This window comes from Lysobacter sp. P5_B12 (assembly GCF_056400425.1).
Genome location: NZ_JBFULG010000001.1, coordinates 129144 through 141183, shown reverse-complemented (window position 1 = coordinate 141183; position 12040 = coordinate 129144). Strand labels below are relative to the sequence as shown.

Genomic DNA, 12040 nt, shown 5'->3' with positions numbered 1-12040 from the left:
GCCGGAAAGTGTAAATGGGGAAAGCGCGCGGCGTTCGGGACGATGCGTCCTGAATGCGGATCAGGCGCTGGTGAAGCCCAGCGATTCGTCCAGCCGGTAGGCGGCGCGGAGCTCGCCCAGGCCCGGCGGGCTGCCTTCGATGGACACGCCATTCCCCGCACGCGCGGCGAGTTCGGCGAGCAGCGCCACGCCGGCGCTGTCGACGAGGGTCACGCCACGCAGGTCGATGCGGCGCACGCCCGCGATCGCCTTGTGCACCTGCGACCACGCCGCCGCCACCGATGCGCGGACCAGCGCGCCGGTGAAGACGAGCGCATCGCCGTCGCGGGCGACGGCGAGCGGGGACGAAGGATCGCGGCGGGCGTCGTTCATCGGCTTACTGCGAGGCCTGCGCCTGCATCTTGCCGGCGCGCAGGTCGGCGGCGACCTGCTTGATGCCCTTGGCCTGCAGCGGACCGTCGAACTGCGTGCGGAAGGTCTGCACGAACGACACGCCTTCGACCATCACGTCGAAGACCTGCCAGTTCGCGCCGTTCTTGTGCATCAGGTAATCGACCGGCGTGGCCTGGCCGTTGGCACGGACGAACTCGCTGGACACGCGCACCATCGCACCGCCGCGCAGCGGCGTTTCGCTCTTCACGCGGATCTTCAGGCCCTTGTCGAAGGCCAGCAGCGCCGAGCCGTAGCGCGCCATCAGGCTGTCGGACAGCGCGTCGGAGAACAGCTTGACGTCGGCATCCGACGCACCGCGGCCGTGGCGGCCCAGCACCAGGCGACCGGCGTAATCGCGGTCGAACATCTGGGTGAATTCGGTGCTGACGAACTTGTCGAGCGCGGCGCGATCCTTCGTGAACTCGTCGCGGCGCTTCTCGAGCGTGGCCACGATGCGCGTGGCGTTGGTGAGCACCAGCTGGCTCGGCTGGCCCTGCGTGGCGGGCGCGGCGGCCGGCTTTGCGGCGGCCTGCGCGTGCACGATCGACGGCCCCGCCGCGGCGAGCGCGATGGCGAGAGCGGAGGCGGCGAGCGCCTGGCGGAGCAGGCCGCGCTGGGACACGCGGACGGCAGTCTGGGTTCGCTTCATGGGGTGGTTTCCGTGGGGGTTGCGGAAGTGGAGGCCGCGGCGGGTGCCGCACCACCGGCGGGCTTGTCGCCGCCGGAGAACATGTATTTGCCGACCAACTGCATGAGGTCGACGGCCGACTGCGTCAAGGCGATCTCGTCGCCGGGCTTCAGGGTTTCGACATCGCCGCCGGGCGACAGGCCCACGTAGGCCTCGCCCAGAAGGCCGCTGGTGAAGATGCCCGCGGACGTATCGGCCGGCAGATCCTTGTAGCGGCCGTCGATTGACAGCGTCACGACCGAATCGAAGCGCTGCGGGTCCAGCCCGATGTCCGACACCGAACCGACGACCACGCCGCCGATCTTCACGGGCGCTGCGACGCGCAGCTGGCCGATCGTGGCGAAACGCGCCTTCAGCGGATACGAATCCCCGCCGAAGCCCCACTTGTTGTTGGTGGAGGCGATCGCGAGGACCAGCAGGCTCGCGAGGGCAAGCAGCAGGAACGCGCCGACCGCGAATTCGAGACGGGGACCACGCATGGTCTTCAACTCCTGAACAGCAGGGCGGAAAGGACGAAATTGAACATCAGCACCAGCAGCGAGGCGTTGACCACCGCGCGCGTGGTGGCCACCGACGTGCCTTCGATGGTCGGCTCGGCGTGGAAACCCACGTACGAGGCCACCAGCGCGGACACGCCGCCGAAAATCGCGGCCTTGATGAAAGCGACGAGGAAGTCGTCGTGGAAATCCACGCTGTCCTTCATCGTTTGCCAGAACGTGCCGCCGTCGATGCCGATCACGTGGACGGCTTCGAAGTAACCGGCCGTGATCGCCAGGCTGATGAAGAAGCCGGTAAGCAGCGGCACGCAGAGCACCGCGGCCCAGAAACGCGGGGCGACGGTCTTGGCCACCGGATCGATCGCCATCAGGCCCAGCGCGGTGATCTGGTCGGTCGCGCGCATCAGGCCCAGTTCGGCGGCGATCGACGAACCCGCGCGCCCGACGAACAACAAGGCCGTCAGCACCGGGCCCAATTCACGATACAGGCCCAACCCCAACAGCGCGCTCACCTGGCCGGTCGCGCCGTAGGTTTCCAGCGCGCGATAGCCGAGCAGGGTCACCGACAGGCCCACGAACGCACCGCCCGCCGCCACGATCGGCAACGAGCGCGCGCCGATCTTGTAGATCTCTTTCGTGAGCTCGGCGAAGAAATCGCGGGTCGGTTTCGAAGCGCGCAGGACCGACAGGGAAAACAGGCCCGCGGCGCCCAGGGCGCGCGTGGCGGCGACGAAGGGCATCAGGCGGCCTCCGGCGCGCGCGCCGTGGTGTCGAAGGGAATGGGGCCGTCGGGCTGCCCTTCCAGGAACTGGCGCACGAGCGGATCGCGCGAGGCGTCGAGTTCGGCCGGCGTGCCGGAAAACACGATGCCGCCGTTGGCGATCACGATCGCGTGGTCGGCGATCGGCATCGTCTCGTGCACGTGGTGCGTGACGACGATGCTGGTCAGGCCGAGCGTGTCGTTCAGGCGGCGGACCAGGCTCATGACCACGCCGCTCGCGATGGGATCCAGGCCCGTCAGCGGTTCGTCGTAGACCATCAGCGGCGGATCGAGCGCGAGCGCACGGGCCAGGGCCACGCGGCGCGCCATGCCGCCGGAGAGTTCGCGCGGGAAGAGATCGGCCGCGGCGCGCAGGCCCACGCCATGCAGCTTCATCTCGACCAGGCGGCGGATCACTGCATCGGGCAGATCGGTGTGCGTGCGCAGGGGCAGTGCGACGTTTTCGGCGACCGTGAGATCGGTCAGCAGGCCATTGCCCTGCAGCAACACGCCGACGCGCTTGCGCATCTTCAGCAGGGCTTTCTGCGCACGCGGGACTTCTTCGCCGAACACCTCGACGCGGCCGGCGGCCGGCACGAGTTCACCGGTGAGCGCGGCCAGCAGCGTGGACTTGCCGCTGCCCGACGGCCCGAGCACGGCCGTGACGCTGCCGCGCGGGACCGCGAGGTCGATCTCGCGCAGCACCACCCGCCCGCCGCGTTCGAGGCGGAGGCCGGACATGCGCACGGCGGGCTGGTCTGGGGTCGTGTTCACGCGGGCGGGTGTCTTTCTAAATGGGCGAAAGGCGGCGCAGCTTCGCTACCGGGCGCTGAATGGCGGCCCAGCGGGCGTGCGCATGCATCGGTCACGGCCGCGCATTGTGTCAAAGCTGGCGCCGGGCGGCAGTGCCGATCGTTCAATCTCGGCGTTTGCGACGCCCTCCGGCATCATGGCGTCTCATGCAAGGACGCCCCGACTTCCGCCTCTACCACGGCAACGCGCTCGACGTGCTCGCCGGGGTGCTTGCCGTGGAAGTCGCGCGCGTGCCGGCCGACGGCGACTGGCTGCGGCCCGACATCGTCCTGGTCCCGCAATTTTCCATGCGCCGCTGGTTGCAGCAGGCGCTGGCCGAACAGACCGGGATCTGCGCGAACCTGCGCTTCCTCACCCCCGGCGAATACGTCGACCTCGCGCTCGACGCCAACCTCGGCCCCGCGCCCGATGCCGACCGCCTGGAGCCCGACGCCCTGCGCTGGCACGCCCTGCGCGAACTGCAACGCCATCCGCCGCCGGCATTGGAACGCTTCCTCGCGCACGCCGATCCGCGCAAGACCTGGTCGCTGGCCAACGCGCTCGCCGAAACCTTCGAGAAGTACCAGGCCTGGCGCCGCGACTGGTTGCTCGCCTGGGAACGCCGCGCGCCGAAGGACGATTGGGAAGCGACGCTGTGGCGCGCGATCGCCCGCGACAAGGCGCATCGCGCGCGGCGCATCGGCGACTTCCTCGCGCGCTTCGGCCCCGAGGGCCCCGAAGCGCCGCAGGGCTTGCCGCCGCGTCTATTTGTCTTCGCGTGCCAGAACGTATCGCCCGATGTATTGCAAGTGATCGCCAGCCAGGCGCGCGCGGGCACACAACACTTCTTCCTGCATTCGCCCGCGCGCGGATTCTGGGGCGACCTGCAACGCTGGTCCGCGTACACGCCGACAACCGACGAGGCCTACCTCGGCGCGAACGACACGCCGCCCAATCCGCTGCTCGCCGCGTGGGGACAGGCCGGCCGCGACTTCGTCGCGATGCTCGTCGGCGGCGAGATCGCCACGCCGTCGTTCGACCTTGCACCTTTCGTCGAACCCCCGCGCGACACGCTGCTCGGCCGCATGCAGGCCGACCTGCTCGACAACCGCGCGCCGCTGCACGACAGCGACGAAGCCGCATGGCCGCGCCCGCGCGTCGACGTGCGCGACGCCAGCCTCCAATTCCACGCCTGCCACACGCGCCTGCGCGAAGTGCAGGTGCTGCACGACCAACTGCGCGCGCTGCTCGAAGAACAAACGGACCTGCAGCCGCGCGACATCGCGGTGCTCGCGCCGGATGTCGACGCCTACGCGCCGCATATTGAAGCAGTCTTCGGTGGCGCGCTCGGCACGCCGCGCGAGTTGCCCTACACGATAGCCGACACCAGCCCGCTGGCGACCGCGCCCGTGGCCGAAGCCTTCCTGCGATTGCTGGAGCTTCCGCTGCACGCACCGTCGCTCGCCGATCTGCTCGACCTGCTCGCGGTGCCCGCGATCGCCGCGCGCTTCGGCCTGGAAGACGCCGACCGCATGCGCGTGCAGGATTGGCTCGAGAACGCCGGCGCGCGCTGGGGCCTCGACGCTGCCGATCGCGCGCGCCACGGCGCCGACGGCGACGCGTTCACCATCGAATTCGCGATCGACCGCTTGCTGTTGGGTTACGCGAGCGGCGAAGACGAAGACATCGCCGGCGTCGCGCCGTGGCCGGAGCTCGAAGGCCAGGCCGCCGAAGCGCTCGACGCGCTGCTGCGCTGCGTTGCGATGCTGCGCGAGATGCGGACCCGACTTGCCGGCCCGCACCCGCCCGCGGGCTGGGCCACGGTGTTGCACCGCTTGCTCGACGAGGCGTTCGCGCCGGCGCGCGACAGCAGCGATGCGGCCATCCTGCGTCGCCTGCGCGACGCCATCGGCCGCTTCGCCGACGGCGCGGCGCGTGCGCACTACGAAACGCCGGTCGAACACGTCGTGGTCCTCGAACAACTGCGCGACGAACTCGGCCAGGCCGATGCGCGCGCGCCCTTCCTCTCCGGCGGCATCTGCTTCGGCCGCATGGTGCCGATGCGCCTGATCCCCTTCCGCGTCACCTGCCTGCTGGGCATGGATGCGGAGGCCTTCCCCGCGCGCGAAGGCCGCGACCCGATCAATCGCATCGCCAACGCGCTCGGCACGGCCGATCGCCGCAAGGGCGATCCCTCGCGGCGCGACGCCGACCGCTATCTGTTCCTGCAGTTGTTCGCATCGGCCGGCCGCGTGTTGTCGCTCAGTTGGTGCGGCATGGATCCGCGCGACAACAGTCGGCGCGAACCGTCGACGCTCGTCGCCGAATTGCTCGATGCCGCGGCCGCGTACCACGCAGGCGAGGCCGAACATGAGCGCGAATCCCTCGTCGTTCGCCACGCGCTGCAACCTTTTGCGCCTGCGGCCTTCGGCGCTGCGCACGCCGGCGGTGCGGCGGAACCGCGGCGTTTCAGTTACGACGCACGCTGGCGCGCCGCTTCCGAAGAGACCGCAGGCGTCGACGACACGCCGGTGTTCGCACCGCCCACCTTGTGGTTGCCGCCATCGGAGAACGAACGCGGCGCGCTGTCGCTCGATCGCCTGCGCCGTTCGATGATGCGTCCGCACGCGGTGTACCTGCAGGAAGGGTTGCAGTTGCGCCTCCCCGAGGACGAAGCGCCGCTGGCGGAGCACGAACCGCTCGGCGCGCCCGATGCGCTCGGCCAATACGCGCTGCGGCATGCGGTGTTCGATGCATGGATGCGTGCGAGCGGCCGGCCCGACGCACACGCCCTGCACGCGCGCCTGCTTGCGCGCGCGCTGATCGCGCCCGGTGCGGACGGCCGCGGGCAAGTCGCCGATCTGCTCGAAGAGATCGCACCCTTTGCGCACCTGGCGCTCGACAAGGGCTTCGGCGATCGCGCGACGCGCGTGCCCTTCGCACATGAATCGACAGCCGGTGCATTGCGCGGCACGTTCGACGGCGTGCATCGGCCGGGCGTGTTGCGCGTGGTGTTGCGGCCCGACGGCCTGCATGGCGGACATGCCGTGCGGCACGGGCTGGAGCGTCTGTGCGCCGCGGTCGCCGGCATCAAGTTCTTCGAACTCGCGCGCGAGAACAAGGAATCGCCGCCGGCCTGGATCGAGCGCAAGGCGCCGACACCCAAACGCGCCGCCGCGGCGCTCGACTCGTTCTTCGGCTGGCACGACGCCGCATTGCGCGCGCCCCAAGTGTTCCTGCCGAAGAGCGGCCACTGCTTCGTCCGCAAACTCGATGGCCGGTACGACGAAGCGGCGATCGCGGCCGCGACCAAGTCCGCGCGCGAAACCTGGACCGGCACGCAGTTCGATGGCGCGGGCCGCGCGGAAGCGTCGCCCGCGACGCGCATGGCCTTGCGGGGTCGCGATCCGTTCTTCGATGAAGACGAGCAGTCGCTGACCCGCTTCAAGTTGCTGTCCGTCTCGCTCTTCGGCGCACTCGGCGACGCGACGCCCCTCGACCCGGAGGCGTACGCATGAGCGCGACCGTCTTCGACACACCGCTCGATGCACGCAGTCTCGTCGAAGCCAGCGCGGGCACCGGCAAGACGTATGCGCTCGCGGGGCTGTTCGCGCGCGCGGTGATCGCGCAGCGCCTGCAGGTGCCGCAGATCCTCGCGGTCACCTATACCGTCGCCGCGACCCAGGAGTTGCACGAACGCGTGCGCCTGCGCCTGCAGCGTGCCGCGCAACTCGCGCTCGAATGGCGCGAGGATGCCGACACCGCCGGCGACGACGCAGAAACCAGCCTCCTGCGCCAACTGTTGCGCGATGCCCTGTGCGACGAACCGCTGCCCGCACTCCGCCTGCGCCTCCAACGCGCCGTGCGCGACCTCGACCTCGCCGCGATCACCACCATCCACGGCTTCTGCCAGCGCCTGCTCGCCGAACACGCGCTGCTCGCCGGGCAACCGCTCCTGCGTACCGACATCGAGCCGGGCAACGCCGCGCAACGCGATCGCCTGGCCGTCGTGCTCTGGCGCACGCATTCGCGGACCGCCGAAGGCGCGGACTTCCTGCAGCGCACGTTTGGTGATGTCGACGATCTCGCCAAGGCGTTGCGCGATCTGTTGCCGCTGGAGCCGCTGCTCCCGCCGCCGCCGTCGGGTGATGCGATCGCGCGGCGCGACGCCGCATGGCGCCACTTGCGCGAACAATTCCGCATGCATGGCGACCAGGATCTCGAAACCCTGCGCATGGCCGCGACCAAGCGCATCCTCAAGTCGGGCAAAGAAGCCTTGCCGTTCGAAGCGATCTGGGAATGGTTCGCCGCGCAATCCGACGCCGCGCCGCAACCGCACGAAGACCTCGCCTCGCTCACACCCACGGGCCTGGTGAAGTGTTGCCCGCCGACCAAGCAGGCGATGGCGCCGCAGCTGTCCATCGGCAATGCGGTGCAGGCCTTCGTCTGCGCGAGTGAGGGCGTCGACCTGTTCCTGCTCCACGCCCTGCGCGCCGACGCACGCCGCCAGGATCAGAAGATCAAGCGCGACGCGAACGTGCGCGACTTCGACGACCTCGTCGATGCGGTGTTCGCCGCGCTGGAAACCCCGGACGTCGCAACGGCCTTGATCGATGCCCTGCGCACACAGTTCCCCCTCGTGCTCGTCGACGAATTCCAGGACACCGACGCGCGCCAGTGGACGATTTTCTCGCGCCTGTTCGGGGAAGGCGGCCTGCTGCTCGTCGGTGATCCGAAGCAGGCGATCTACCGCTTCCGCGGCGGCGATGTGCAGACCTACCTGGACGCGCGCTCGACGGCAGCGCTTGCCGCGCCGCTCGATCGCAATTTCCGTTCGCGCCCCTGCGTGCTCGAAGCGGTGAACGCGGTGTTCGACGCTGCGCCGGATGATTTGCTCGGCGACGGCATCGCCTTCGCGCCGACGCAACCCGGCGGTCGCGCGCAGGATTCCGACTTCCTGGCCGATGGCGCACCCGCGCCGGCCATCGTCGTGCAGGAACTTCCCGCGAAGGTCGGCGGCAAGTGGACTGCGCAGGAATCGATCGAAGGCGCCGCACGCAGTTGCGCGCGTGCGATTCGCGACCTGCTCGTGCGCGCCCGCGAAGGCAAGGCCACACGCCGCGATGGCGATGCGCAACGCCCGATCGAACCGCGCGACTGCGCCGTCCTCGTGCGCAGCCATCGCGAAGGCATCGCGATCCGCGATGCACTGACGCACCTCGGCGTGCCCGCCGTCAGCGCCGGCCGCGGCAGTCTCTACGAAACCGAGGAAGCGCAGCAGTTGCTCGCGTTGTTGCTTGCTCTTTCCACGCCCGGCGACGAGCGGCGCCTGCGCGCCGTGCTCGCGACGCCGTTGTTCGGTTACGACGCCGCCGCCTTGCAGGCGCGCGAGGCCGATGGCGACGCGCGTCGCCGCTGGCAGCAGGACCTCGCCGATTGGCGCCTGCGCTGGGAATCGCATGGTCCGCAGCCGATGCTGGCCGACGTCGTCGCGCGCGAAGCGGCGCGCATGCTCGCCTTCGCCGATGGCGAACGCCGCATCACGCATCTGTTGCAGCTGTCCGAGCAATTGCAGGAAATCCGCGCGCATCGCCTCGGTCCGCAAGGCCAGGTCGATTGGCTGCGCGCCGCCATCGCGCACGCCGACCGCGAAGACGAAACGCAGTGGCCGAACCTGGAGTCCGATGCGAGCCGCGTGCAGATCCTCACGCTGCACAAGAGCAAGGGACTGGAATTCCCGCTGGTCTTCCTGCCCTTCGCCGGCATCGGCCGCGCGAATGGCGGCAAGGCGCGCGTCGTGCAGTATCACGATGACAGCGGCCAACGCGTGCGCCAGTGGAAGACCCGCGAACGCCATTCCGGCGCACCGGCGTGGGACGACGCGTGCCAGGCCGCCAAGCGCGAAGACGCCGCCGAAGACATGCGCCTGTTGTACGTCGGCCTGACGCGCGCACGCGATGCGATGTGGCTCGCGACCGGGCCGCTCGCGTCGAATGCGCAATCGTCCCTGCATCGCCTGTTCGGCGGCATGCTGCCGCGGGACGAGCTGCGTGGCGGCAACATCCGGATGCGCGCGCCCGAAGACACGACCGACGACACACGCCTGCTCCCCGCCGTGCCCGACGCGATCCCCGCGCCGCGCACGCCGCATCGCCGCCTGCGCCGCGACTGGTGGATCCACAGCTTCTCGCAATTGCATCGCCAACACGCGCACGGCGCACAAGCACTCGCCGAAGAAGCGCCGGCCGACGACGAACGCCCGCTCGCCGTGTTCGAGACCGTCGATCCCGCGCTGCTGCGCTTCTCCGGCACGCGTTTCGGCAACGCCTTGCACCATGCGCTCGAGCACGTGGACTTCGCCGCCTGGACCGATCCGGACGGCATGCCCGCCGATCAACGCGCCTTCCTTTGCGATGCCTTGCGTTCGCAGGATTACCCGGAGAGCGATTTAGATGCCGGTGTGCGCGAGCTCGCGCCGCTGGTCGCGCGCACGCTCACCGTACCGCTGCCCGAGGGCGTGCGCCTGTGCGACGTGCCGGCCGCCGCGCGCATCGCCGAACTCGAATTCCATTTCACCCTCGCCGACGCGGACGCACCCGCATTGCTGTCCTTGTTGCAGCAGCACGGAATCGCCGTTGGCCGTCGCGATTTCGGCGCGTGGCCGAAGCTCAGTGGCCTGATGACCGGCAAGATCGACTTGACCTACCGCGTCGACGGCCGCGTGTATGTCATCGACTACAAGTCCAATCGCCTGCCCGGATGGGATGCGGCGACGCTGGCGCAAGCCATGGCCTCGAGCGAATACGACCTGCAGGCCTTGCTGTATGCGGTGGCCGTGCATCGCTGGTTGCGCATGCGCCTGGGCAGTCGCGAAGCAGCGACGGCAGCCTTCGGTGGCGTGCGTTATCTGTTCTGCCGCGGGCTCGATGCCAACGATCCGCAGCGTGGCATCGCCGTTCCCGATCTGTCGCCCGCGCTGATCCACGCCGTCGACGACTTGCTCGGAGGCACCGCATGAGCGCGCAACGCGACGATCTGCCGCGCGCCTTCGATCTCGCCTTCGCGCACACCCTGGCGCGACGCGAGCCCGACGCCGATCCGCGCGTGATCGATGCCGCCGCGCGCGCTGCGTTCGCGATCGCGCAGGGGCATGCCGCACTCGACCTCGAAGGCGATGCGGGCTTGCGCGATGCGCTCTCCGTGTCGCGTTGGGTCGCGCGCCCCGCTGCCGATGCCGTGACCGATCCGGGTATGCCACTGGTCCTCGAAGGCGACCTGCTTTACCTGCGCCGTTATCGCGAATACGAACGCCGACTCGCCGATGGCTTGCGCCGCATCGCCGCGGCGACGATCGACGCCGGCGGCATTGCTGCACTCGCGCCGGTCTTCGAGCGCCTGTTCCCCGCCGACGCACGCGACGCGCACCAGGCACGCGCGGCTGCACTCGCGTTGCGCCACCCGTTGCTGCTCGTCACCGGCGGCCCGGGCACGGGAAAGACGACGACGATCGCGCGCATGCTCTTGCTCGCCGTTGCGCAGGCGCAGCGCGAGGGCCGCACGATGCGCATCGCATTGGCCGCGCCGACCGGGCGCGCCGCCGACCGCATGGCGCAGAGCCTTCGCTTCGCCGTCGACGCCTTGCGCGAGGCCGGCCTCGACCCCGCGTTGTGCGATGCCCTGCCCGCCGATGCTTCGACACTGCATCGGCTGCTCGGCGCGATTCCCGACCGCCCGCAGTTCCGCCACGGCCGCGACTTGCCGTTGCCGCACGAGATCATCGTCGTCGACGAAGCCTCGATGGTCGACCTGCCGCTGATGTGCAAACTCGTCGAAGCCGTGCCCGAGGGCGCGCGCCTGGTGCTGCTCGGCGATCGCGATCAATTGCCGTCGGTGGAAGCCGGCGACGTGCTCGCCGCGATCGCCGATGCCGCAACCACCGTCGAGGCTGCGAGCGACACCACGCTCGAAACGCTTTCCGCACCGATCGCCACGCCGCGCCACTTCCATGGCTTGCGCGTCGCGCTGCAGCGCACGTATCGACAGGCCGATGCGTTCGACCTCGCGCCGCTCGCCGCCGCGGTGCGCGATGGCGATGCGGATCGAACCCTCGCATTGCTGCGCGGCGGCACCTTGCGCAACGTCCACTTCCACGAATCGGCGATCGATCCGCTCGCGCCGCAGTTGCGCGATACGTTGTTGGCACCGTGGCGTGCGCTCGGCGCCGTCGACGCGGACGCGCCGTCCGAAATCGAACACGCGCTCGGCATCGCCCAGCGCGCGCGCCTGCTCACCGCCTTGCGCAACGGCGCGCAGGGTGCGATCGCACTGAATGCGCGCATCGAGGAAGCGCTGGCCGGCGCGCAGCGCGATCCGTATTTCCACGGGCGGCTGGTGGCGGTGACGGAAAACAGTTACCGGCATGGGCTGTTCAACGGCGACCTGGGCCTGTGCCTGCGCGGCGAAGACGGGAGCGTCGTGTGGTTCCGCACCGCGGCAGGCTTGCGACCGTTCCATCCGGCGGCACTGCCCGCGCATGCCGGTGCCTTCGCGATGACGGTGCACAAGGCCCAAGGGTCGGAGTTCGACACGGTCTGGTTGCAATTGCCGCGTCAGTTCGCGCGGACGCTCTCGCGCGAACTCGTTTACACCGCGATCACGCGTGCGCGGGACGCGTTGCACCTGTGCGCGTCGGAAACCGTCTTGCGCGAAGCGCTGTCGGTGCGCGCGCAACGCGTGTCGGGATTGGCGCGGCGATTGCGCGACGCGTGACGATTTCGTTGCGCGAGAATTTCTGAACACGCCAGCGCGCGTGCGTTGCCTTGCGTTCAACAAAACAGGCATTGCCTTCACTGTCGCTGCACCACCCAGTTC

Annotated in this window: 8 protein-coding genes; 3 read left to right on the top strand and 5 right to left on the bottom strand. The window is 69.7% G+C overall.

The genetic code is table 11. The annotated features are described in order from the left end of the window. Positions 1–60 precede the first annotated feature (60 nt). Genes AC1DOM_RS00615 through AC1DOM_RS00595 form a run of 5 tightly spaced genes read right to left on the bottom strand, consistent with a single transcriptional unit; the run spans position 61 to position 3118 of the window. On the bottom strand, positions 61–372 hold the full coding sequence (locus tag AC1DOM_RS00615; protein ID WP_498959298.1) for an STAS domain-containing protein: 312 nt from the start codon (positions 370–372) through the stop codon (positions 61–63). Positions 373–376: 4 nt separating this feature from the next. After that, entirely contained in the window at positions 377–1081 is a 705-nt protein-coding gene (locus AC1DOM_RS00610) for an MlaC/ttg2D family ABC transporter substrate-binding protein (protein WP_498959297.1), read from the bottom strand. After that, entirely contained in the window at positions 1078–1599 is a 522-nt protein-coding gene (mlaD, locus tag AC1DOM_RS00605) for an outer membrane lipid asymmetry maintenance protein MlaD (RefSeq protein ID WP_498959296.1), read from the bottom strand. Before mlaD ends, AC1DOM_RS00610 begins: the two co-directional genes overlap by 4 nt. Before the next feature lie 5 nt (positions 1600–1604). Further along, a complete protein-coding gene (locus tag AC1DOM_RS00600; RefSeq protein ID WP_498959295.1) occupies positions 1605–2357 on the bottom strand; it encodes an MlaE family lipid ABC transporter permease subunit in 753 nt (250 codons plus the stop codon). Then, on the bottom strand, positions 2357–3118 hold the full coding sequence (locus AC1DOM_RS00595; RefSeq protein ID WP_498960179.1) for an ABC transporter ATP-binding protein: 762 nt from the start codon (positions 3116–3118) through the stop codon (positions 2357–2359). Before AC1DOM_RS00595 ends, AC1DOM_RS00600 begins: the two co-directional genes overlap by 1 nt. A 218-nt stretch (positions 3119–3336) precedes the next feature. On the opposite strand from AC1DOM_RS00595, the gene recC reads away from it, so the two are divergent. Genes recC through recD form a run of 3 tightly spaced genes read left to right on the top strand, consistent with a single transcriptional unit; the run spans position 3337 to position 11938 of the window. Continuing rightward, a complete protein-coding gene (gene recC / locus AC1DOM_RS00590; protein ID WP_498959294.1) occupies positions 3337–6687 on the top strand; it encodes an exodeoxyribonuclease V subunit gamma in 3351 nt (1116 codons plus the stop codon). After that, the gene (locus tag AC1DOM_RS00585) at positions 6684–10187 is read left to right on the top strand and encodes a UvrD-helicase domain-containing protein (protein WP_498959293.1); all 3504 of its coding nucleotides are present in this window, start codon (positions 6684–6686) and stop codon (positions 10185–10187) included. The genes recC and AC1DOM_RS00585 overlap by 4 nt, the downstream gene beginning before the upstream one ends. Next, positions 10184–11938: an exodeoxyribonuclease V subunit alpha gene (gene recD / locus AC1DOM_RS00580; protein ID WP_498959292.1), complete on the top strand. Its 1755-nt coding sequence runs from the start codon at positions 10184–10186 to the stop codon at positions 11936–11938. Before AC1DOM_RS00585 ends, recD begins: the two co-directional genes overlap by 4 nt. Positions 11939–12040: the final 102 nt, after the last annotated feature.